Origin of the sequence: Actinomadura luzonensis (assembly GCF_022664455.2) — a bacterium.
GTDB lineage: Bacteria > Actinomycetota > Actinomycetes > Streptosporangiales > Streptosporangiaceae > Nonomuraea > Nonomuraea luzonensis.
In genome coordinates this window covers 5,149,225-5,172,058 of sequence record NZ_JAKRKC020000001.1, presented here as the reverse complement: position 1 = coordinate 5,172,058, position 22,834 = coordinate 5,149,225, and the positions used below count along the sequence as shown (strand labels likewise).

The window sequence follows — 22,834 nt, the reverse complement described above, 5'->3', positions numbered from 1 at the left end:
GAGGAGTGACGATGTCTCGCTCCGTCGCGACCCCCGCCGGCCGGGACGCCGGGGACGAAGCCCCGTCGCCGGACCTGATGACCCGCCTGCTCGCGGCGGGCGTGGACCGGCGCGCGTTCCTGCGTTACTGCGCGGCGCTCACCGCCACGCTCGCGATGCCGCCCCGCTTCGCGCCGCGCGTCGCCGAAGCCCTCACCGCCGTGGACCGGCCCGCGCTCGTCTGGCTGGAGTTCCAGGACTGCGCGGGCGACACCGAGTCGTTCCTGCGCGCCCGCGACCCGTCCGTCGCGCAGCTCGTCCTGGACCTGCTGTCCGTGGACTACCACGAGACGATCATGGCGGCGGCCGGGACGCAGGCCGAGGCCGCCCGCGACGCCACGCTCGCCCGCGGCGGCCACCTGGTCGTGGTCGAGGGGTCGGTGCCGCTCGGCGCCGGCGGCGGCTACTGCACGGTCGGCGGCCGCTCGGCCGAGCAGATACTCAAGGCCGCCGCCGCGAAGGCGGCCGCCGTCGTCAACGTCGGCACCTGCTCCGCCTACGGCGGCCTGCCCGCCGCCGACCCCAACCCGACCCAGGCCGTGCCGGTCGAGGAGGTGATCTCCGGCGTCCCGGTGCTCAACCTGCCGGGCTGCCCGGTGAACGCCGACAACCTCACCGCCACCCTGGCCCACTACCTGACGTTCGGGGCGCTGCCCCCCGCCGACGACCTGGGGCGGCCGCTGTTCGCCTACGGCGAGCGCATCCACGACAACTGCCCGCGCCGCGGCCACTTCGACGCGGGCGAGTTCGCCCTCGAATGGGGCGACGAGGGCCACCGCAAGGGCTGGTGCCTGTACCGGCTCGGCTGCAAGGGCCCGAGCACCTTCCACAACTGCCCGATCCAGCAGTGGAACGGCGGCACGAACTGGCCCATCGGCGCCGGGCACGGCTGCGTCGGCTGCACCGAGCCCGGCTTCTGGGACGACCTGTCGCCGTTCTACGACCGGCTGCCGCACGTGACCGCCGGCGGCCTCGACGCGACCGCCGAGCAGATCGGGCTGGCCGTGGCCGGCGCCTCCGCCGCGATCTTCGCGGCGCACGGCGCGGGCAAGGTCGTCCAGCACCGCCTCGCCCGGCGGCGGGAACACGCCGCCGCCACCCAGGACGGAGACGCCCATGAGTGAGCGCATCGTCGTCGACCCGGTCACCCGCATCGAGGGCCACCTGCGGCTGGAGGTGCGCCTGGACGGCGGCCAGGTCGCCGAGGCGTGGTCCTCCGCCACCATGTGGCGCGGCCTGGAGACCATCCTGGAGGGCCGCGACCCCCGCGACGCCTGGCTGTTCGCCCAGCGCATCTGCGGCGTGTGCACCACCGTGCACGCCCTGGCCTCGGTGCGGGCGGTCGAGGACGCGCTCGGCCTGGTGCCGCCGCCCAACGCCCGCACCCTGCGCGACCTGATCGCCGCGGCCCAGGCCGTGCACGACCACGTCGTGCACTTCTACCACCTGCACGCGCTCGACTGGGTGGACGTCACCGCCGCGCTCAAGGCCGACCCCGGCGCGACCGCCCGCCTGGCCCAGTCGTTGTCGGCCCACCCCCGCTCCACCAAGGCCGTCTTCGCCGGGGTGCGCGACCGCTTCGCCGCGTTCGTCCGGAGCGGCCGGCTCGGCCCGTTCACCGGCGGCTACTGGGGCCACCCCGCCTACCGCCTGCCGCCCGAGGCCGACCTGCTGGCCCTCAGCCACTACCTCGACGCCCTCGACTTCCAGCGCGACTACGCCCGCGTGCACGCCCTGCTCGGCGGCAAGAACCCGCACCCGCAGACGTACCTGGTCGGCGGCATGGCCGTGCCGATCGACCCGGCGAGCCAGGCGGCGATCAACGACGACACCCTCCAGGAGGTGCGCGGGCTGCTGCTCAAGGGCCGCGACTTCGTCCGGCAGGTGTACCTGCCCGACCTGTTCGCCATCGCCGCCGCCTACCCCGAGTGGGGCAGGATCGGGCGAGGGCTCGGCACGTACCTGGCCTTCGGCGACTACTCGGCCGCGCCGCCGCGCACCGGCCGGCCCCCGGCGGGCGGGCTGTTCCCCGGCGGCCTCGTCCGCGACGGCGACCTGAGCCGCGCCGAGCCCTTCGACCCCGCGCGGATCGCCGAGTACGTCACGCACTCCTGGTTCGCCTACGACAAGGGCGATGCCGAGCCGCTGGCGCCGTGGTCCGGCGAGACCAGGCCCGCCTACACCGGGCCGGCGCCGCCGTACGAGCACCTCGACGTCGAGCGGAAGTACTCCTGGCTGAAATCCCCCCGCTACGGCGACCTGGCCGTGGAGGTCGGGCCGCTGGCCAGGATCGCCGTCGGCTACGCGGCGGGCGACGGCGGCGTGCGGTCCGCCACCGACGCCGCCCTGACCAGGCTGCACGCGGGCCGCGACGTGCTGTTCTCCACGCTCGGCCGGATGCTGGCCCGCGGCCTGGAGACCGGCCTGCTCGCCGACCACGCCCTCGACCTGCTGGACCGGCTCACGAGCGCCGTCGCCGCCGGCGACCTGCGGGTGCACGACGGCTCCCGCTGGGACCCGGCGACCTGGCCCGCCTCCGCCCGCGGCGTCGGCTTCCACGAGGCGCCGCGCGGCGGCCTGTCGCACTGGGTCGTCATCGAGAACCGGCGGATCGCCCGCTACCAGGCGGTCGTGCCGTCCACCTGGAACGCCGGGCCGCGCGACGCCGCCGGGCGGCCCGGCGCGTACGAGGCCGCGCTGGCCGGCACGCCCGTCGCCGACCCGCGGCGGCCGCTGGAGATCCTGCGCACGGTGCACTCCTTCGACCCGTGCATGGCCTGCGCCGCCCACGTCCTGGACGCCGACGGGCGACCCGTGGTGGAAGTGCGCGTGCAATGACCACCACCTCCAACCAGCCCCCCGCCCGCGAGGGCCGGGTCGCGGTCCGCGTCTGGCAGCTCCCGGTCCGGATCATCCACTGGCTGCTGGCCGCCTCCATCGTCGTGCTGTCGCTCACCGGCCTCTACATCGGCGTGCCGGTGCTGTCGCCGGACGGGCGGCACACCCCGATCATGGCGTACGCGCACGCCGTCCACGTCGGCGCCGGGCTGGTCTTCGCCGGGCTGCTGCTCGCCCGCGTGATCTTCGCCTTCACCGGCAACCGCTACGCCCGCTGGGACCAGTTCCTGCCGGTCAGGAAGGAGCAGCGGCGGATGCTGAAGCCCTCGCTGCGCTTCTACCTGTTCCTGTCCAAGGAGCCGCCGCCCGCCACCGGGCACAACCCGCTCGCCGGGCTCACCTACACCGTGCTGTTCGCGATGTTCCTGGCGCAGACGTTCACCGGCCTCGCGCTGGAGGCGGCCGAGGACCGCACGGGCTGGACGGCCGTGGTCTCGGGCTGGGTCGACGACCTCGCGCCGCTCGGCGCGGTCCGCTTCACCCACCACCTGATCCTCTGGCTGACCTGGGGGTTCGTCATCCACCACGTCTACTCGGCGGTGCTGATGGACAACGTCGAACGCAGCGGGCTCGTCTCCTCCATGATCACCGGGATCAAGCACCTGCCGGAGGACCGCGATGCGTGAGCCGGTCCTGGTCCTCGGCGTCGGCAACGAGCTGTTCACCGACGAAGGCGTGGGCGTCGCCGCGGCCCGCCGCCTCGCCGGGCTCCGGCTGCCCGGCGTGGAGGTCGTGGACGGCGGCACGCTCGGCGTCGGCCTGCTGCCCGCGATCGCCGGCCGGGAGGCGCTGCTCATCACCGACGCGATCGTCCGGGGCGACGCCCGGCCCGGCACGGTCATCGTGCTGCGCGGCGAGGAGATCCCGGACGCCGGGCCCCTCATGGTCTCGGCGCACCAGACCGGCGTCGGGCAGGCCCTGGCCGCCGCCGACCTGGCCGGCTGCCGGCCGCCCCGGCTGGCGGCGGTAGGGATGGTGCCGGCCAGCTTGGAGACCGGGTACGGGCTGTCGCCGCTGGCCGCCGGGCGGCTCGGGCGGCTGGTCGCCGGGGCGCTGGACGTCCTCGCCGGGTGGGGCGTCCATGCATGAGACCGGGCTGATCCGCGCCGCCGTCGCGGCGGTCGTCACGGCGGCCGGAGGACGGCGGGTGCTCCACGTCACGCTCGCGCTCGGGCCCGGCGTCGGCCCGGACGCCGCCGAGCAGGCGTGGCGGCAGGCGGCGGCCGGCGGGCCGGCCGAAGGGGCGCGTCTCGCCTGGCGGCGCGCCCGGGACGGGCTCGCCTGCCTCGGCTGCGGCCGGGACTACCCCGGGGACCGGCTCACCCGCTGCCCGGACTGCGGCGGCGACGGCCTCGTCGTCAGCCCGGCTCCGGAGGTCGAGATCGTCACCTGGACCGCCGCGCCGCCATCGTGACCACCACCTTCGTGTCCGCGGCCGTCCCGGTGGCTGGGGTCTTTCGGGCGGGGGTGGTGGCCGTCCCTGTGGTGGTGGCTGGGGTCTTTTGGGCGGGGGTGGTGGCCGTCCCGGTGGCTGGGGTCCTTTCGGTGGGGGTGGGGGTGGGCGTCTTGGCGAGGGTGTTTGCGGTCGTTCCGGGGGTCGGGGCTTCGGGCGCGGGACGGGCTCGCCAGGCCGTGCTGACGGAGCCCGCGAGCAGCACCGCTCCGGACAGCACCCCGCTGACGAACGGCACCCACGCGACGGCAGGCGTCGCCACCAGCGCCAGGCCCGTGCCCCCGAGCGCCGTCAGCAGCACCCCCGGCACCGCGATGCCCCACGCCCTCCAGACCGGCGCCAGCGCGACGAAGTGCACGCCCACGACGAGGGCCACCCAGGCCACGTTCGCCTGCTCGGGCAGACCCCACGCGTCCAGCGCCCGCAGCCCGCCGAACAGCAGCACCGCCTCGGCCGCCACCACCGCCAGGTACCAGCGCCCGAACATCGCCCGCCCGGCCTCCCCCGGACGCCGCCTCCGCGCCTCGGCCGCCCACCGGGCGGCGACGGCCGCCGCCGCCAGGCAGGCCGCGACCCGCAGGACCACGGCGGCCACGCCGTTCAGCGGTTCGTGCGCGTTGACGACGACGAAGACGGCGCCGAAGATCGCGCCGATGAGCAGTCCGGTCATTCGTTGCATGACGTCCATTGAACGGCCCGCCGCACCCCGCACGCACGGGGGACAGAACGAGGACGAGGTAGGGCCGGCCCTACCCGTTGTCCTCAAGGCCCTACCTGACGGCCCCTCGCAGGTAGGCGAGCACGGCCAGCACCCGCCGGTTGACGTCGGCGCTCGCCGGGATCTCCAGCTTGGCGAACACCCCGGCCACATGCTTGCCCACGGCCGCCTCGGTGATCGACAGCTCCCGGGCGACCGCCCCGTTGGAACGCCCCTCGGCGATCAGCGCCAGCACCTCCCGCTCGCGCGCGGTCAGCCGGTGCGCTGGCTCGGTGACGTCCCTGGCCGCGGCCCAGGTCCGCTCGAACAGGTCGATGAGGGCGCTGACCAGGCTCTGCTGCCGGATCACCAGCGCGCCGGGCGCGTAGGCCACGGGGGTGAGCCGCAGGAAGGCCACCGCCCGGTTGAAGACCAGCACCTGCTGGATCGGCTCGTCCACCACCCGGTGCAGGTCGCCGGCCGCGTGGAGCTGCCGGATCCGGGCCGCCTTGTGCGGGTCGTCCAGGACGCTCGCGTGCACGATCGTGCGCATCGTCACCCCGCGCTCCAGCGCGTCGAGCACCTCGCGGCGGCTGCGCTGCTCCTGCCGGCCGGTGTCCGGCGAGCCGACGGGATGCATGGCGCGCAGCTCGCGGGCCTCGCGGGCGGCCGCCGCGATCCGCTGCCGGACGGCGGAGCTGTCCTCCAGCCGCTCGACGTCCACCGGGAGGCCGCGCAGCTCGCCCACGACCTCCTCCAGCCGGCGGGCCAGCCGCTCCAGCGGCACGTTGTCCTCCACACGCCTCCTCGCCGACGACTCCCGACCGATGGACCCGATGGACCGGATGGACCGGATGGGCCGATCGGCCGATGCCATCGTAGGCGGGCGGCGCGGGCGTTCAGCCGCCCTGGGCGGCCGCGATCACCCGGGTCAGCGCCCCGTGCAGGTCCTGGAGCTCCTCCAGGCTCATGCCGAGCCGCGAGACGATGGCGGGCGGGATGCGCTCCGCCTCGGCCCGCAGCCGCCTGCCCTCGGCGGTGAGGGTGACCGACAGGGCCCGCTCGTCCCTGGCGTCGCGCTCGCGGCTGATGTAGCCGAGGGCTTCGAGCCGTTTCAGCAGGGGGGACAGGGTGCCGGGGTCGAGCTGCAGCAGCTCGCCCAGCCTCTTGACCGACAGCGGCTCGTGCTGCCAGAGCGCGAGCATGGCGAGGTACTGCGGATGGGTCAGGCCCATCGGCTGGAGCAGCGGCCGGTACAGCCCGATCACGGCGCGCGAGGCGACGCTGAGGGCGAAGCACACCTGCCGCTCCAGGGCCAGCGGATCTGTCGCCTCTGTCACAGGCTCCATCTGCGGGCACCTCCGGCGGTCTCTGGTACGTTCTGTTTGCGTACAAACTATTAGCCCGCAAACCATGAGCGCGCAAACCAACCGCCGGAAGGACCGCCGTGTTTCACCGCAAGCCGCTGGAGGAACGCATCGCCGAGCGCCAGGCCAAGCTGCCTCCGCTGAAGGAGGGCAAGCACTTCGAGCACGGCCCGGCCAAGTTCGTGTTCGTCGCGCTCATCGTCGCCGTGGTGCTGATGCACGTCGTCGGCCTGGCGATCGTGATGCACTTCTACTCGTGACGGCCGCGTCTCACGCGCCCGCGCGCACCGCCTCCAGGATCACCGCGGCGACCTCCTTCGGGCGCGAGACGGCCACGGCGTGCGAGGCGCCGTCCAGCTCGACGGTCCGCGCCCCCGCCCGCTCGGCCCCGAACCGCTCGACCTCCGGGTTGATCGCCCGGTCCGCGCCCGCGACGACGGCCCAGGAGGGCTTCGTCCGCCAGGCCGCGACGGCCGCCGGCTCGGCGAAGGCGCCCGCCGCGAGCGGGCGCTGCGCCACCGCCAGGACCCGGGTGACCTCGGCGGGCACGTCCGCGGCGAAGACCTCGGGGAACGCCTCGGGCGCGATCGTGACCTCGACCGCGGGCTCGCCGCCCTCGACCGGGTACATCGCCTGCCGCAGGGCGGCCCCCAGCGGCGAGGCCGGGAAGCGGTCCTGCAGCTCGCCCAGGCTCTCGTTCTGCTCCAGGACGTAGGCGGCGACGTAGACGAGGCCGGTGACGTTCGGGGCCGCGCCGGCCACGGTGATGATCGCGCCGCCGTAGGAGTGGCCGACCAGGACGACCGGGCCCTCGATCTGCCTGGCGACCGACTCGACGTAGGCGGCGTCGGCGGCCAGGCCGCGCAGCGGGCTGGGCGGGGCGACGACGGGCACGCCGTGCTGCTGCAGTTCGGCGATGACGCCGGACCAGCTCGCGGCGTCGGCGAACGCGCCGTGCACGAGGACGACGGTCGGGGTGGCGGTGCTGCCGGTCATGAGGTGCTCCTGGTGTGGGTCTCGGTGTCGTGCGCGGAGGGGGTCACGGCGGGCGTCCGCGCTGGTCAACCGGTATCCAACCGGGCGGGCGCGGCGGGGACGAGGCGGAAGCACCGGCGATCGGCACTTCTGCCGGTGGTTCTGCCTCGTGCCGGAGGCGGGGCGGTTGCTTGGATGGCCCAGTACCGATAAATCGCCTTTTGTCCGTATCTGGAGCGACATATGAGCAAGCCCGTCCTGGAGCCGGCCGCGCAGGCCTTCGCCGACGCCACCGCGCAGCCGCCCTACCTCTTCCAGCTCCCGCCGGACGAGGGCCGCAAGGCCGTGGACGAGGCCCAGGCCGGCCCCGTCGACCTGCCCGCCGTGGACGAGGAATGGGTGACGGTCCCCGGCGGCCCCACCGGCGAGGTCAAGGCGCGCATCGTCCGCCCGGCCGGCCTCGCGGGCGACCTGCCCGTGATCATCTACCTCCACGGCGCGGGCTGGGTGTTCGGCAACGCCCACACCCACGACCGCCTGGTGCGCGAGCTCGCCACCGGCGCCGGCGCCGCCGTCGTCTTCCCCGAGTACGACCTGTCGCCCGAGCACCGCTACCCGGTCGCCATCGAGCAGAACTGGACCGTCGCCCGCTGGATCGTCACCGAGGGCGCGGGCAAGGGCCTCGACCCGGCGCGGATCGCGGTCGCCGGCGACTCCGTCGGCGGCAACATGACCGCCGCCCTCACCCTCATGGCCAAGGAGCGCGGCGGGCTGGAGCTGCGCCAGCAGGTGCTGTTCTACCCGGTGACCGACGCCTCCTTCGACACCGGCTCCTACCACGAGTTCGCCGAGGGCTACTTCCTGCGCCGCGACGGCATGCAGTGGTTCTGGGACCAGTACACCACCGACGAGGCCCAGCGCGCCGAGATCACCGCCTCGCCGCTGCGCGCCACCGACGCCCAGCTCGCCGGGCTGCCCCCGGCGCTGGTCATCACCGCCGAGGCGGACGTGCTCCGCGACGAGGGCGAGGCGTACGCCGCCCGGCTGCGCGCCGCCGGCGTGCCGGTCACCGCGGTGCGCTTCCAGGGGGTCATCCACGACTTCGTCATGCTGAACGCGATGCGGGAGACGTACGCGGCGGGCGCGGCGATCGAGCTGGCCGCCGGCACGCTCCGCAAGGCGCTCGCGGCCCGCTGACCCGGAGCCCCACCACCCACCGCGGCTGCGAGGACGATGCCATGCCCTGCCCGCCGGAGCCGCCGCGCCCCCCGATCGAGGCGCAGGTCGAGCGCGCCAACGCCGGGGGACGCGTCCCGATCGTGTTCCTGCCGGGGCTGTGGCTGCTGCCGGGGAGCTGGGACCGGTGGGCGGCGGTGTTCGGGGAGGCGGGCTTCCCGGCCGTCCTGCCCACCTGGCCCGCCGACCCCCCGCCCACTCCATCGGCGGCGGGGCACGCCGGGTCCGCTCCGTGGACGGTGGGGGAGGTGGCCGGGCACGTCGCCGGCGTGATCGGCCGGCTGGAGCGCAAGCCGGTCGTCGTCGGCCACTCCTTCGGCGGCCTGCTCGCCCAGATCCTCGCCGGGGACGGCCTGGCCGCCGCCACCGTCGCCATCGCCCCGGCCCCTGAACGCGGCGTCCTGCCGCTGCCGATCTCCCCGCCACGAGCCCCCGCCCGGCCGGGCGGCGCCGGCCGGGCCGTCCCGCTCACCTACGACCAGTTCCGCCACTCCTTCGCCAACGCCGCCGGAGAGGAGGAGGCGAGGCGGCTGCACGAGCGGTACGCGGTCCCCGCGCCCGGCGCGCCGCCGCCCCGGACCGCCGCCCTCGACCCGTGGAACGACACCGAGGTGGACGCCGCCGCCCCCGCCCGCGGGCCGCTCCTGCTGATCTCCGGCGAGCTGGACCGGACCGCGCCCTGGCCGGTCACCCGCGCCGCCTACGAGCGCCAGGCCCGCAACGCCCACCACCGCACCGAGATCGCCGAGCTGCCCGGCCGTGGCCACTCGCTCATCGTGGACGGCGGCTGGCGCGAGGTCTGCGGCACCGCCTTGACCTTCATCCAGCGCTACGTCTGCCCGTGACCGCGGGCTCAGACCGCGGGCTCCGTGGGGGCGGGCCGCGCGAGGGCGGCGAGTTCGGCGCGGACCCCTGCGGCCCGCGCCTCGTCACCGGCGCCCTCGTACAGCTCGACGGCCTCCTCGAACGACGCCCGCGCCTCCTCGGCCTGCCCGAGCCGCGCCAGAGCCCGCCCGAGGCCGATCAGCGAAGCGGCGAGCGAGCGCCCGATCGGGCGGGCGCGCAGCCGCTCCAGCGCCTCGGCGTAGTGGTCGGCGGCCTCCTGCCAGCGCCCGAGGGCGAGGTAGCCGTCGCCCACGCCGTCCAGCGCCGCGCCGAGCGCCTGGGTGATGAGGCCGCGGTCGCCGCCGAAGCCGGGGTCGCTCAGCCGGGCGACCATGGCCAGGTCGTGCTCCAGCGCCTCCTCGACGCGGCCGAGGCGGCGCAGGCAGTTGCCGACGCTGAGCACGGCCTGGGCGTAGCCCTCGGCGTCCCCGGCCTCCAGCAGGTACGCCGCCGCCCGCCGGGCGTGCCCGAGCGCGGTCTCCCGGCTTTCCTGGTCCTCCAGCCCCCACAGCGCCCAGGTGGCGTAGGTGAGCGACCAGCCCTGCTGCCGCACGTCGCCCGCCTCGCGGGCCAGGCGCAGCGCGCGGAGCGCGGTCGCCTCGGCCTCCTCGTAGCGGCCCAGGCAGTACGTCCGCGCCCACGACAGGTAGTTGAGGTGCGCCGCCTCCAGCGCCGGGTCGCCCAGGGCGTGCGCGGCGGCCGCCGACAGCTCGAACACCTCGGGCCAGTGCCCCCAGTGCATCCACAGGTCCGAGAACCAGTGCATGGCCTCGGCCACCTCGACCACCCGGCCGTGCTCGCCGGACCGGGCCGCCTGACGCAGCGCGGCCAGCCACGCCTCGTCCTCCAGCCGCAGCCAGTCCTCGGCCGCCTGCCGGCTGTCCAGCTCGACCAGGGAGCTCCAGCCCGGCGGCGGCGCGCCGTAGCCCGGCTCGAACCAGCGCCCGGCGACCGTGGCGACCTCCAGCAGCCAGGCGTCCATCCGCCGCCGCGCCTCCCGGTGCGCCTCGATGGGCTCCTCCTCCGCCAGGCGAGCGCGGGCGAACAGCCGGACCAGGTCGTGGACACGGTAACGGCCCGCGTACGGGGACTGCAGCAGACCCAGGTCCACCAGCTCCTCCAGCGCCTCCTCCGCCGTGAACAGGTCCAGCTCCGCGAGGACCGCCGCCAGCGGGGCCCCGAACCCGGGCGCGGCGGCCAGCGCCAGGCGGCGGAAGCTGCGCCGCGCCTGCGGGGAGAGCTGCCGGTACGACAGCGCGAAGGCGGCCGCCACCGACAGGTCCCCGGCGGACAGGGACTCCACCCGGCGGCCCTCGTCGCCGAGCCGGGCCGCGAGCTGGCCGGGGGTCCAGGCGGGCCGGCTCTGCAGCCGGTTGCCCGCGATGCGCAGGGCCAGCGGCAGGTTGCCGCACAGCCGGGCCACCTGGGCGACGCCGTCCGGGTCGGCCGATGCCCGCCGGTCGCCGACGATGGCGCGCAGCAGCGCGGCGGACTCGTCCGCGGCCAGGTGCCCCAGCGGGACCTGGTGCACCCCCTCCAGCCCGGCCGGCGGGCGGCGGCTGGTGACGATCGTCATGCCGGGCCCCTCGGCGGGCAGCAGCGGGCGTACCTGGGCCTCGTGCGCCGCGTTGTCCAGGACGATCAGGCAGCGTCGCTCGCGCAGCAGGGCCCGGTAGTGGCCGGCGCGCTCCTCCTCGTCGGCGGGGATGCGGCGCTCCGGCACGCCCAGCGCCTTCAGCAGCACCGACAGGGCCGTCCCGGGCGGGAGCGGGACCGGGTCCATGCCGCGCAGGTCCAGGTAGAAGCGGCCGTCGGGGAACAGGGGCGCCAGGCGGGCGGCGGCCTGCACGGCCAGCGCGGTCTTCCCGACCCCGGCCGCCCCGCACACCCCCACCACCACCGCGGCCTCAGCTCCGCCGCCGCTCCCGACTCCTGGACGGTCGCCGCCCCCGGGGTCCGGGCGGTCGTCGCCCGCGCTCGCCGCGTCATCGGTGCCCGGCCGGGCGGCGCCGCTCACCAGGGTCGCGCTGCCTGCCGGGTTGGCTGGGTCCTCGTCGTCCGGGAGGGGTGCGCGGAGGGCCAGCTTCTCCAGGAGGAGGAGTTCGCGCGTCCGGCCGGTGAAGTCGCCGATGCCGCGGGGCAGCTCGCACGCCCCCGCCACGGGCGCGTCGGGCCGGGGGCGGCCCGCCCGGGCGGCCTCCGACAGGGCCGTGCGTTGCTCGTCGCCGAGGCGCAGCGCGTCCGCGAGGGCTTCGACGGTGCGCCGCTGCGGCCCGCGGCTCGCGCCGCGCTCCATGTCGCCGATGGCCCGTACGCTCACGCCCGACGCGTGCGACAGCTCCTCGATCGTCAGCTTCGCGGCGTGCCGCAGACTCCGCAGCAACGTGCCGAACGACCCGGCCACCCGACCTCCCAGCAGTCACCATCACCCGAAGTCCGACATTTCGGTTATGGGTGTCCAAATGTCTCGTGTTAACGCTATCGGGCCACATCCGCTGCTCGCCGCCGTATCACCGGCCTCCGGCCCGCGCTCTGCACCGGACGAAGGCATCAACGGCTGTGGGGGATGGCGGATGCCATGGGGCTCCTTCTACCGGGAGACCCGCGACAGCTCGGCGACTACTGGCTGGTCAGGCGTCTCGGAGCGGGCGGGCAGGGTGTTGTCTACGAGGGGTACGACCGCGCCGGGCGGCGGGTCGCGATCAAGGCGCTGCGCGCCGAGTTCCTGGACGAGGGGGACATGCGGTCCCGCTTCGCCAAGGAGGTCGTGGCGGCGCGGCGCGCGGCCTCGTTCTGCACGGCGCGCGTGCTGGGGGCCGACCTGGACGCGCCGCTGCCGTACATCGTCAGCGAGTACGTCGACGGCCCGAACCTGCGGCGCGCGGTGGAGAGCGGCGGCCCGCTCGACGACGACCCGCTGCACCGGCTGGCGGTCGGCCTGGCCACCGCGCTCACCGGAATCCACCGGGCGGGCATCGTGCACCGCGACCTCAAACCGGACAACGTGCTGCTCAGCTCCGACGGGCCGCGGCTGATCGACTTCGGCATCGCCCGCGCCGGCGGCATGACGCTGACGAGCGAGGGCCGCGCCGCCGCCGGGACGCCCGCGTACATGGCCCCGGAACGGCTCGCCGGGCAGCGCGGCGGGACGCCCGTGGACGTGTGGGCGTGGGGAGCGGTGCTGCTGTACGCGGCCAGCGGGCGCTCCCCGTTCGCGGGGGACAGCGGCAACGACGTGACGCTCATGCGCTACCGCGTGCTGAACCACCGGCCGGACTTCTCCGCGGTGCGCCGGCGACCCCTCCGGGAGCTGGTGGAGGCGGCGATGTCGCTGCGCGCCGACGACCGGCCGGACGCCGCGACGCTGCTGCTGCGGCTGGTCGGCGGCTGGGCGCCGAAGCGGCTGCTCCCGGAGACCCTGCTCACCCCGGACGGCCTGGCCAGGCCCGAGCTGCTCACCCCGCACGGCCTCGCCACCGCCGCACCCGCACTGCTCGCCGGCGACGTGAGCCGGGCGCCGGACGGTGACGGGAACCGCCCCGGGGACGGGGACGGGGACGGGGACGCGGCGGGGACGCGGGAGTTCGCGTTCCTGCGCGCCGGCGCGCTCACGGCCGCCGCCCGCGCCGGCCGCTCCTTCGCCCCGCCCCGCTCCGCGTCCCCCGTTCGCCGCCTGGAGGCGATCCTCGACGGCCGCCGGGACGACACCGACCGCCTGCTCCTCCAGGGCAGCAGGACCGCCGCCGCCATGGGCCGTCCGGCGGTGGCCGCCGAGCCCTCGCCCGCCGAGCTGGCCGAACAGGTCTACAACGAGCTGGACCCGCAGGAGCGGGAGGTCGTGCCGCGCGTCCTGCTGCGCCTGGTGCTGCCGGGGGAGGGGGCCGACGGCGCGCTGCGCACCGCGTACGTGCACGAGCTGTCCGACCCCGCCACGGACCCGCGCACGGTCGAGCGGGTGCTGCAGGGGTTCGCGGGAGAGGGCCTGCTGGTCCGGCGCGACGACGTGGTGACGCTGGCCGGGGCGGGCCTGCTGCGCGCCTGGCCGCGGCTGCGCGGCTGGATCGAGGCCGACCGGCCGGGCCTCGCCGTGCACGGCCCGCTCAGCGCGGCGGCCCGCCTGTGGGACGACCACGGCCGCGTCCCCGACGACCTGTACCGGGGCACGGCCCTGCGCGACGCCCTGACCTGGGCGCGGGACGGCGGCGGGCTGCTGCGGCCGAACTCGCTGGAGGACGCCTTCCTGGAGGCGTCGGCGGCCCGGTCGCGCACCCGGGCCCGGCGCCGCAGGCGCACGGCGGCCGCCATGGCCGCGCTCCTCGCGCTGGCGCTCGCCGCGACCGCCGTCGCCGTCGCCAGGGACCGGGCCGGCGACCGGCGGCGCGACAGGCCGCCGCCCTCCGCATCGCCCAGCTCGCCGCGGCGACCCGGACCACGGACCCGGCCACCGCGATGCTGCTCGCCGTGGCCTCCTGGCGGGTGGCGGCCGGGCCCCAGGCCGGGCCTCAAGCCGGGCCTCAAGCCGGGCCCCAGTCCGGGCCCCAGTCCGGGCCCCAAGCCGTGCCCCAGGCTGTGGCGGCGCTGCACACCGCGCTCGCCCAGCGGGAGCTGCGCGTGTTCAGGCCGCCGGTGCGGGTGAGCGGCGCGGCCCGCTACGCGCTCAGCGCGGACGGCCGCACGATGGCCGTGGCGGACCAGGGCACCGCCACCCTGTGGCGGATCCCGTCCGGTACGGCGCCCGTCGCGACGATCACCGGGGTCGGCGGGCCGGTGCACGCGCTGGCGCTGAGCGCCGACGGTTCGCTGCTCGCCGCCGGGGACGCCCGTACCACCCGGGTGTGGGAGGCCGCCACCGGCCGCCAGGCCGGCGCGGTCGCGAGCGGCGCGGAGTGGCTGGGCTTCGGCCCGGGCGGTCACCTGCTCGGCGCGGTCACCCCCGCGGGCCGGGCCCGGGTCTGGCGGCCGGCGGGCGGCGCGGCGCTGCCGCTGGACGTCCCCGAGGCGCTGGGCGTCGAGTTCGCGCCGGACGGCCGCCGCCTGGCCGTGCCCGTCTCCGCCGGCCGGTACGAGCTGTGGGACCGCCGCCACCGCCTGGCCGCCGCGCCGGGCCAGGCGCCCGCCCTCAGCCGGGACGCCCTGGCCGTCAGCAGCGGCGGCGCCGTCCACGTGATCAGCGCCGCGACCGCCCGCCTGAGCGGCGACGCGACCGCCCGGGCAGGAGCGGGACACCGCCCGCACGAGCGGCCCGAAGTGGCCGGCGCGCCTGCCCGCGGCCGCCCGCGCCCTCGCGTTCAGCCCGGGCGGCCGGCTGCTCGCCACCTACGACGGCGCCCGCCTCGCCCTCTGGGCCCCCGGCCGCGACGACCCCCTCCTCACCTGGCCGCTCCCGCAAGCCCCGGCCGACCTCGCCTTCGGCCCGGGTGACCGCACGCTGGTCGCCCTCCAGCCGGACGGCACGGCGGCCGTCCTGGACATCTCCGCGCCGCCGCCCCTGGTCGCGACGCCCCCGGCAGCCGCCGTCCTCGCTCCCGGTGCCGCCACGGCCGCCCTCTGGCACGACGGCGCCGCCGAGCTCTGGGACGTCGCCGCCCGCCGCCGCCTCGCCCGCCTCGTCCCGCCCGCCGGCGCCGGTCCCGTCACCCTCGCCTACAGCCCGGACGGCGGCACCCTCGCCGCCGGCACCTCCTACCCGGCCACCGTCACCCTCTGGGACACCCGCCGCCCGGCGGCGCCGCGCAGCTTCGGGATCCCCGGCGCCGACGAGGTCGAAGGGCTCGCCTTCAGCCCGGACGGCCGCACCCTGGCGCTCTCGCCGCAGTCCGCCGTCCGGGGCCGCGGCCCGGCCGAGGAGTGGGACGTGGCGACCGGCCGCAGGACCGCCGTGCTCCCGCACGCGGGCGGCGCGCGCATGGCCTTCCGCCCCGACGGCGGCGCGCTGGCGGTCAACGGCAGGGACAACGCCCTGCTCGACCTGCGGGCCGGCCGCGCCGCCGAGGCCCCGTTCACGGCCGCGGACGGCGTCCGAGGCCTCGCCTACAGCCCCGACGGCAGGCTCCTCGCCACCGGGACCACCGCCGAGGGCGTGACGTTGTGGGACGGCGTCCGGCAGGTGCGGCGGCTGCCGGTCGGCGCGGAGGAGGGCGAGCAGATCGACGCCCTCGCCTTCTCCCCGGACGGCCGCACCCTCGCGGCGGCCGGCGCGCAGGGCAAGGTGTGGTTGTGGGACGTGGCGCACGGCGTCCCGCTGGGGCTGCCGGCGCCGCAGCACCAGGGCCCGGTGCTGGCGCTGGCGTTCAGCCGGGACGGCCGCGCGCTGTACAGCGTGGGCGGCGACGGCCGGCTCGGCGCGCACCCGATCGACCCCGGCGTCCTCGCCCGGGAGGTCTGCGCGCGAGCCGGCGCGACGCTCTCCCCGGCCGCCTGGGCGCGGCTGATCCCGTGGACGCCGTACCGGAAGGTCTGCTGACCGACGACGATCAAGGAGCAGGACGATGCCCTGTGTCACCAGCGCCTCCATCGAGATCGTGCCGTACCCCGTCCTCCTGGGCGCGGGGCCGGTGGAGGTGACGTTCCTCGCCGGGTTCGACGTGCCGCAGGCGCGGGGGCTGCTCCTCCCGCCGTCCGGGCCGCCGGTGGTGCTGGACCTGGCCGCCGCGCCGCCGCCGTGCGACTGGCGGGCCACGCACGCCTTCCCGCCGGACGCGGCGACCGGCGTGTGGCGGGTCGTGATCACGGACGGGTTCGCGTCCGTGGCCGAGGAGTTCCGGGTCGAGCGGGAGGGGGCGAAGCCGCGGACCAGGTTCGCCTCGTTCGAGCTGCGCCCCCGCGAGACGGTCGAGGGCGAGCGGCAGGTCGTCCTCGGCAAGGTGGAGGTCGAGCGCGACGGCGACTGGGCGCCGCTGGCGGGTGAGCTGGTCCGCGTCGCCTTCCGCGGCTCGGACGAGTGCGGCCACCACCTCGTCGCCCGCTGCCTGTCCGGGCAGGACGGCACGTTCAGCACGCTCGCGCAGGCGCTGGAGGACGGCGAGTGGCGCGGCGAGCTGGACGGCGGCGACGCGTTCGTCGGCTCGCGCAGCAGGGCGGCGGCCTCGCGCGCGCTCACCGGCACCGAGATCTACCGCTACACGGTCAGCTCCTACCCGGACGACCGGCTCAAGCACTCCGGCATCCTGCGCACCAGGAACGGCCACGCCCGCCTCGACGACCTCGCCGTGACCGTCTCCAAGGGCGGCGTCTCGGTCACCGACCACAGCACCGGCAACCCCTCCGGCAGGTTCACCGTCATCACGCCGCGCAGCAGCGGGCAGTGGCGGGCCGACTTCTTCGCCTCCGGCGGCTACGGCTCCTCGCACGCGACCCGGAACTACCCCTGACGCCGCCCGCGGGAATCCGGTTGGCCGCACCGGCACGGCCCCACTAGGCTGTGACCATGTCCTCCGGCCCCGAGGCGTCAAGACGCTAGCCACCGGTCATCCGGTGGCGTCCCGAGGCGTCCCGTCGTGACGCGACGACAGGCAGCGGTGTCCACGGCCACCACGGCCACCACCGACACCACGGCCCCCAGCGGCCCGCGCCGTCTCCGCGCCTGACGCTGTCTCCGCGCCCGAAGCCGAAGCCGTCGCCGCGCCTGACGCGGCCTTCGCGTCGCCGCGTCGCCGTGTTGCCGTGTCTGCACGTCCGCACGTCCCGACGTCTGCACGCCCTCGCCACCGGATCACCGTCGTAAGGACCGAACCCGCCCCGCCGCCGCCTTTGCGGCGCGCGCGCCGGGGCCTACCTGCCTTCCTTCCGACCGACGTGGCTGTGGAGCCGTACATTCTCATGCCTTTCGCCCTTTACGTCCTCGCGCTGGCCGTCTTCGCCCAGGGGACCTCCGAATTCATGCTGTCCGGCCTGATCCCGGACCTCGCCCGCGATCTCGGCGTGTCCGTGTCCGCCGCGGGCGCGCTCACCTCCGCCTTCGCCGCCGGGATGGTGGTCGGCGCGCCGCTGACGGCCGTCGCCGGGATGCGGTGGCCGCGCCGCCGGGCGCTGCTCGTCCTGCTGGCCGTCTTCGTGCTCGTGCACGCCGCCGGGGCGCTCACCACCAGCTTCGCCGTGCTGCTGCTGACGCGGGTGCTGGCCGCGCTGGCCAACGCCGGGTTCCTCGCCGTGGGGCTGGCGGCGGCGATGGCCATGGTCCCGCCGGACGCCAAGGGGCGGGCCACGTCCGTCCTGCTCGGCGGCGTCACGCTGGCGTGCGTCGCGGGCGTGCCCGCGGGCGCGGCGCTCGGGCAGGCGTTCGGCTGGCGCGCCGCCTTCTGGGCGGTGGCCCTCGTCTCGCTCCCCGCCCTCTACGCGATCCTCCGCGCGGTCCCCGCCGACCGCGGCCCGCGACCAGTGCGGGTGCGGGCGCGGGACGAGCTGCGGGCGCTGCGCGACCCCCGGCTGCTCCTGACGCTGCTGCTGGCCGCGCTGGTGAACGCCGCCACCTTCTGCGCCTTCACCTACCTGGCCCCGCTGGTCACCGACGTCGCCGGGCTGCCCGCGGCCTGGGTGCCGGCGGTGCTGGCGCTGTTCGGGATCGGCTCGTTCGCCGGGGTGACGGCGAGCGGCCGCCTGTCGGACACCCGGCCGGGGACGCTCCTGACCGGCGGCGGCCTCGCGCTGCTCGCCGGGTGGGCGCTGCTCGCCGCCACGGCCGGCAGCCCGGTCGCGGCCCTGCCGCTCGTGCTGGTCCAGGGCGCGCTGGCGTTCGCGGTCGGCTCGGCGCTGATCACCCGGGCGCTGTACGCGGCGTCCGGCGCGCCCGCGCTCGGCGGCTCCTTCGCCACCGCCGCGCTCAACGCCGGCGCGGTCGCCGGCCCGGCGCTCGGCGGCCTCGCGCTGGCCGCCGGGCTCGGCTACCGGTCGCCGTCCTGGGTGAGCGCCGGCCTGGTCGCGGTGGCCCTCGCCGTCGCCGTGCTCGCCAGGACGGCGCTGCGCCCGTCCCCCGGAGAGGGCGCCGGCGCGCGCACGTGATCGGCGTCCCCGCCACCAGTCATCCGATCTCGTCCGCCGCCCGGCGGCGGTCGAGCCGGGACCGCATACATCGGATGTCAACCCTTGTTAATGACGTATTTCGATGCTATCTCCTTGGACCAAGGTCCCGTGTGATCGGAGGAATCCGTGCCTCACCCCCCACGACGACGGTTCACTGCGACCCTGATCGTCGCGTTCATGCTCGGCGCCGGTTTAGCCGCGCCCGCGCAGGCGGCCCCCGCGGTCGCCGATACACCCGATGACTTGACCCTCTGGTACGACAAGCCCGCCACCGACTGGGAGACCCAGGCCCTGCCCATCGGCAACGGCCCGCTCGGCGCCAAGGTGTTCGGCGGGGTGGCGTCGGAACAGCTCCAGTTCAACGAGAAGACCCTGTGGACCGGCGGCCCCGGCTCCCCCGGCTACGACTTCGGCAACTGGAGGACGCCGCGCCCCGGCGCCATCGCCGAGGTCCAGCAGCAGATCGACCGCGACGGACGGATGACGCCCGACGCCGTGGCCGCCAAGCTCGGCCAGCCCAAGACCGGCTTCGGCGCGTACCAGACCTTCGGCGACCTGTTCCTCGACTTCCCGGGCGCGCCCGCCGCGCCCGAGGCCTACCGCCGCGAGCTGAGCCTGCGCGAGGCCGTCGCCCGGGTCGGCTACACGGCGGACGGCGTGCGCTACTCCCGCGAGTACTTCGCCAGCAACCCGGGCAACGTCATCGTCGGCCGGATCGCGGCCGACCAGGGCGGCAAGGTCTCCTTCACGCTCCGCCACACCTCGCCCCGCAACGACAGGACCGTCACGGCCGCCGACGGCCGGCTCACCATCCGGGGGCAGCTCAGCGACAACAAGATGCGCTTCGAGGCCCAGGTGCAGGTGATCGCGCAGGGCGGCACCCGTACCGACGCCGGGGACAGGATCACGGTCACCGGCGCCGACAGCGCCGTGTTCGTGCTGTCGGCCGGCACCGACTACGCCGGCACCTACCCCGCCTACCGGGGCGAGGACCCGCACGCCAAGGTCACCGCCGCCGTGGACGCCGCCGCCGCGAAGGGCTACGACCAGCTCAGGAAGGCGCACGTCGCCGACTACCGCGCGCTGTTCGACCGGGTGAGGCTGGACCTCGGCGGCTCCACCCCGACCGTGCCCACCGACCAGCTCCGCAGGAGCTACACCGGCGGCTCCTCCGCCGCCGACCGCGCGCTGGAGGCCCTGTTCTTCGCCTACGGCCGCTACCTGCTCATCTCCTCCTCCCGCGAGAACGACGTGCTGCCCGCCAACCTCCAGGGCGTCTGGAACAACTCCACCAGCCCGCCCTGGTCGGCCGACTACCACGTCAACATCAACCTTCAAATGAACTACTGGCTCGCCGAGCAGACCAACCTGCACGAGACCACCGAGCCCTACGACCGCTACATCACCGCCCTGGCCGCGCCCGGCCGCAGGACGGCCCAGGAGATGTACGGCGCCCGAGGCTGGGTGGTCAACAACGAGACCAACCCGTTCGGCTTCACCGGCGTGCACGACTACGCCAGCTCCTTCTGGTTCCCCGAGGCCGCCGCCTGGACCACCCAGCACCTCTACGACACCTACCGCTTCACCGGCGACGAGACCTACCTGCGCGAGACCGCGTACCCGGTGATCAAGGGCGCGGCCGAGTTCTGGCTCGACTTCCTGCACACCGACCCGCGTGACGGCAAGCTGGTCGTCAGCCCCAGCTACTCGCCCGAGCACGGCGACTTCTCCGCGGGCGCGTCGATGTCGCAGCAGATCGTCCGCGAGGTGCTGACCAACGCCCTCGCCGCCGCGAAGAAGCTCGGCGTGGACGCGGGCTTCCAGCGGGAGGCGGCCGCGGCCCTCGGCAAGCTGGACCCGGGCCTGCGCGTCGGCTCCTGGGGCCAGCTCCAGGAGTGGAAGAGCGACTGGGACTCGCGGACCGACACCCACCGGCACGTCTCCCACCTGTACGCCCTCCACCCGGGCGACCAGATCCTGCCCGGCACCCCGGAGGCGGAGGCGGCCAAGGTCTCGCTGACCGCGCGCGGCGACGGCGGCACCGGCTGGTCCAAGGCCTGGAAGATCAACTTCTGGGCGCGGCTGCTGGACGGCGACCACGCGCACAAGATGCTCGCCGAGCAGCTCAAGTCGTCCACGCTGGACAACCTGTGGGACACGCACCCGCCGTTCCAGATCGACGGCAACTTCGGCGCCACCTCCGGCGTCGCCGAGATGCTGCTGCAGAGCCAGCACGACGTGGTGCACGTGCTGCCCGCGCTGCCGTCGGCGTGGCGGGACGGCTCGGTGCGCGGGCTGCGCGCCCGCGGCGACGTCACCGTGGACGCCTCCTGGAAGGACGGCGCGCCCGACACGGTCACCGTCCGGCCGGGCAGGAGCGGCCCGATCAAGGTCCGGTCGTCGTTCGTCGCTGGCCGCTACCGGGTCCACGACGAGCAGGGCCACGAGGTCGCCCCGCACCGCGACGGCGACACGCTGAGCTGGAACGCCCGGGCCGGCAAGGCGTACACGATCCAGAACGAGGCCGCCGTCGCGCTGCGCACGCCCGGCACCGCGTCCCCGGGCAAGCCGTTCGAGGCCCAGGTGACGGTCGCCGCCGCCCGCCGCCGCGCGGTCCCGGCCGCCGACGTGACGCTCGCCGTGCCGTCCGGCTGGAGCGTCGAGCCGGCCACCGCCCACCTGCCCGCCACCCGTCCCGGGCAGACCCGCACGGCCGCCTTCACCGTCACGCCCGGCCCGGCGGACGGCGCGCGGAGCGCCGTGCTGAGCGCCACCGTCACCGGGGACTCCTGGAAGGGCGCGGCCACCGCCGTGCTCGCCCTCGAACCCTGCGCCCCGGCCGAACCGGGCTCGGTCCTGCTCGCCTGGGACCCCGAGGAGGGCGGCACGGTCGCCGACGCCTCCGGCCACGGCAGGGACGCCACCGTCGCCGGCGGCACCGCGTCCTACGACGCCACCGCCCCTTCGGGCAGCGGGCTCGTGCTGGACGGCAGCACGTACCTGACCACCGCGAACACCACGCTCGGCCTGGTCAGGGAGGCGACCTTCGCCGCCGAGGTCAGGATCGGCGGCACCGGGTACCGCCGCCTGTTCGACTCCCAGCCGTCCGGCGACCCCGGCACCGACGGCGTCCTCATCGACGTGACCCCGTCCGGCGCCCTGCGCTTCATCGGCGCCGGCGCGAACGTCACCCTGAACACCGCCCTGCCCGCCGGCCGCTGGATCGACCTGGTGGTCACCCTGGACCGGGCCGGGACCGTCACCGTGTACGTGGACGGCGAGCGCAGGGCCACCGCCCAGGTCACCGCGGACGGCATCGCCGGCTGCGCCTCGCGTCCCGTGCGCTTCGGCGCCGACCAGGGCGGCGGCCAGCGCCTGACGGGCGGCGTGGACCGGGCGGCGATCCTCGCCCGCGCCCTGACCGCCGAGGAGGTGAAGACCTGGCGGGACCTGGCGTTCTGAGCGTCACAACCCGCTGAGGAACGCCCCGGTGATCTCGTTGTAGACGCCGGGGCGTTCCATGTTGGGGTAGTGCGCCGCGCCCTCGACGGTGGCCGAGCGGCCGTCGGGGACGGTGCCGGCCAGGCGCGCGGCCATGCCGAGGTGGTCGGGGGAGTCGAGGGCGCCGTGCACGGCCAGCACCGGGACCTTGATCCCGGGGACGCGCTCCCACGTGTCGCGGACCGGCACCAGGTGCACCGGCTCGCCCGCCGCGTGCTTGGCCATCGTGGCCCTGGCCATGGCGCGCAGCCGCGCCGTCACTCCCGGGTCGAGGTCGGCCTCGGCGCGGTGCGGGCCGGCGGCGAAGAGCATGAACCCGTCGATCGAGCCCTCCAGGTCGCCGGCCGCCATCGCGGCCTGCCAGGCGGCGAGGGCGCGGATGGTCCACGGGTCGGCGAAGTCGGGCTCCGAGGTGCCCGCGCCGCTGACGATCAGGGCCCGGACCAGGTCCGGGTGCTCCAGCGCGGTGTCGACGGCGACGCCCGCGCCCATGGAGACGCCCGCGAGCACGGCGGGGCCGGTGTCCAGGTGCCGCAGCAGGGCGGCGAGGTCGTCGGCGAGCCGGTACGGGCCGGTGGCGTTGGCGGAGCGGCCGTGGCCGCGGGCGTCGGGGACGATCACCCGGTACCGCCCGGCGAAGAACGGCACCTGGCCGGCCCACATGCGGTGGTCCAGGAAACCGCCGTGCAGCAGGACGAGCGGCGGGCCCGAGCCGCCGGTGTCGAGCCAGAAGAGGTCATTCATGACAACCAAGGTGTCATGTTC

General features: G+C 76.0%; 20 protein-coding genes. 14 read left to right on the top strand and 6 right to left on the bottom strand.

The features are described 5' to 3' along the window. Positions 1–11 precede the first annotated feature (11 nt). The 5 genes from MF672_RS24630 to MF672_RS24610 are packed head-to-tail and all read left to right on the top strand — an operon-like array spanning position 12 to position 4,351. Positions 12–1,163, top strand: coding sequence for a hydrogenase small subunit (locus MF672_RS24630; RefSeq protein ID WP_242380246.1), 1,152 nt, complete (start codon positions 12–14; stop codon positions 1,161–1,163). Further along, positions 1,156–2,877, top strand: a complete 1,722-nt coding sequence (locus tag MF672_RS24625) for a nickel-dependent hydrogenase large subunit (RefSeq protein WP_242380244.1) — start codon at positions 1,156–1,158, stop codon at positions 2,875–2,877. Before MF672_RS24630 ends, MF672_RS24625 begins: the two co-directional genes overlap by 8 nt. Beyond that, a complete protein-coding gene (gene cybH, locus MF672_RS24620; RefSeq protein ID WP_242380243.1) occupies positions 2,874–3,563 on the top strand; it encodes a Ni/Fe-hydrogenase, b-type cytochrome subunit in 690 nt (229 codons plus the stop codon). Before MF672_RS24625 ends, cybH begins: the two co-directional genes overlap by 4 nt. After that, positions 3,556–4,026, top strand: a complete 471-nt coding sequence (locus MF672_RS24615) for a HyaD/HybD family hydrogenase maturation endopeptidase (protein ID WP_242380242.1) — start codon at positions 3,556–3,558, stop codon at positions 4,024–4,026. Before cybH ends, MF672_RS24615 begins: the two co-directional genes overlap by 8 nt. After that, on the top strand, positions 4,019–4,351 hold the full coding sequence (locus MF672_RS24610) for a hydrogenase/urease maturation nickel metallochaperone HypA (protein WP_242380241.1): 333 nt from the start codon (positions 4,019–4,021) through the stop codon (positions 4,349–4,351). The genes MF672_RS24615 and MF672_RS24610 overlap by 8 nt, the downstream gene beginning before the upstream one ends. Here MF672_RS24610 and MF672_RS24605 read toward each other — a convergent pair. The 3 genes from MF672_RS24605 to MF672_RS24595 form a co-directional block, all read right to left on the bottom strand. Then, the gene (locus MF672_RS24605; protein ID WP_242380239.1) at positions 4,323–5,060 is read right to left on the bottom strand and encodes a hypothetical protein; all 738 of its coding nucleotides are present in this window, start codon (positions 5,058–5,060) and stop codon (positions 4,323–4,325) included. The genes MF672_RS24610 and MF672_RS24605 overlap by 29 nt on opposite strands. 100 nt (positions 5,061–5,160) lie before the next feature. Then, positions 5,161–5,886 (bottom strand): helix-turn-helix transcriptional regulator, encoded by a 726-nt coding sequence (locus MF672_RS24600; RefSeq protein WP_242380237.1) that lies wholly within the window; start codon positions 5,884–5,886, stop codon positions 5,161–5,163. Positions 5,887–5,986: 100 nt separating this feature from the next. After that, on the bottom strand, positions 5,987–6,436 hold the full coding sequence (locus tag MF672_RS24595) for a MarR family winged helix-turn-helix transcriptional regulator (protein WP_242380235.1): 450 nt from the start codon (positions 6,434–6,436) through the stop codon (positions 5,987–5,989). Between the two features lie 98 nt (positions 6,437–6,534). Between MF672_RS24595 and MF672_RS24590 the strand changes: the two genes are divergently transcribed. Beyond that, on the top strand, positions 6,535–6,714 hold the full coding sequence (locus MF672_RS24590; protein ID WP_242380233.1) for a hypothetical protein: 180 nt from the start codon (positions 6,535–6,537) through the stop codon (positions 6,712–6,714). A gap of 10 nt (positions 6,715–6,724) precedes the next feature. Here MF672_RS24590 and MF672_RS24585 read toward each other — a convergent pair whose 3' ends face one another. Continuing rightward, the gene (locus MF672_RS24585; protein WP_242380231.1) at positions 6,725–7,450 is read right to left on the bottom strand and encodes an alpha/beta fold hydrolase; all 726 of its coding nucleotides are present in this window, start codon (positions 7,448–7,450) and stop codon (positions 6,725–6,727) included. Positions 7,451–7,672: 222 nt separating this feature from the next. Between MF672_RS24585 and MF672_RS24580 the strand changes: the two genes are divergently transcribed. Together MF672_RS24580 and MF672_RS24575 are read left to right on the top strand one after the other, a co-directional pair. Continuing rightward, positions 7,673–8,626: an alpha/beta hydrolase gene (locus MF672_RS24580; RefSeq protein ID WP_242380229.1), complete on the top strand. Its 954-nt coding sequence runs from the start codon at positions 7,673–7,675 to the stop codon at positions 8,624–8,626. Positions 8,627–8,667: 41 nt separating this feature from the next. Then, positions 8,668–9,510, top strand: a complete 843-nt coding sequence (locus tag MF672_RS24575) for an alpha/beta hydrolase (protein WP_242380227.1) — start codon at positions 8,668–8,670, stop codon at positions 9,508–9,510. A gap of 8 nt (positions 9,511–9,518) precedes the next feature. On the opposite strand, the gene MF672_RS24570 is transcribed toward MF672_RS24575, so the two are convergent. After that, entirely contained in the window at positions 9,519–11,954 is a 2,436-nt protein-coding gene (locus MF672_RS24570; protein ID WP_242380224.1) for a tetratricopeptide repeat protein, read from the bottom strand. 174 nt (positions 11,955–12,128) lie between these two features. Here MF672_RS24570 and MF672_RS24565 point away from each other — a divergent pair, with 174 nt between their 5' ends. The 6 genes from MF672_RS24565 (at position 12,129) to MF672_RS24540 (ending at position 22,030) form a co-directional block, all read left to right on the top strand. After that, positions 12,129–14,186, top strand: coding sequence for a serine/threonine-protein kinase (locus tag MF672_RS24565; RefSeq protein WP_247815414.1), 2,058 nt, complete (start codon positions 12,129–12,131; stop codon positions 14,184–14,186). Further along, positions 14,108–14,971 (top strand): WD40 repeat domain-containing protein, encoded by an 864-nt coding sequence (locus tag MF672_RS24560; RefSeq protein WP_247815413.1) that lies wholly within the window; start codon positions 14,108–14,110, stop codon positions 14,969–14,971. The genes MF672_RS24565 and MF672_RS24560 overlap by 79 nt, the downstream gene beginning before the upstream one ends. 433 nt (positions 14,972–15,404) lie before the next feature. Further along, positions 15,405–16,013, top strand: coding sequence for a WD40 repeat domain-containing protein (locus MF672_RS24555; RefSeq protein WP_247815412.1), 609 nt, complete (start codon positions 15,405–15,407; stop codon positions 16,011–16,013). Between the two features lie 25 nt (positions 16,014–16,038). Further along, positions 16,039–16,920, top strand: coding sequence for a hypothetical protein (locus MF672_RS24550; RefSeq protein WP_242382365.1), 882 nt, complete (start codon positions 16,039–16,041; stop codon positions 16,918–16,920). 448 nt (positions 16,921–17,368) lie between these two features. Then, on the top strand, positions 17,369–18,547 hold the full coding sequence (locus MF672_RS24545) for a Cmx/CmrA family chloramphenicol efflux MFS transporter (RefSeq protein WP_247815411.1): 1,179 nt from the start codon (positions 17,369–17,371) through the stop codon (positions 18,545–18,547). Between the two features lie 264 nt (positions 18,548–18,811). Further along, the gene (locus MF672_RS24540) at positions 18,812–22,030 is read left to right on the top strand and encodes a glycosyl hydrolase family 95 catalytic domain-containing protein (protein ID WP_242382363.1); all 3,219 of its coding nucleotides are present in this window, start codon (positions 18,812–18,814) and stop codon (positions 22,028–22,030) included. Between the two features lie 3 nt (positions 22,031–22,033). Here MF672_RS24540 and MF672_RS24535 read toward each other — a convergent pair whose 3' ends face one another. Next, positions 22,034–22,813 (bottom strand): alpha/beta fold hydrolase, encoded by a 780-nt coding sequence (locus MF672_RS24535; RefSeq protein WP_242382362.1) that lies wholly within the window; start codon positions 22,811–22,813, stop codon positions 22,034–22,036. Between the last annotated feature and the right edge of the window lie 21 nt (positions 22,814–22,834).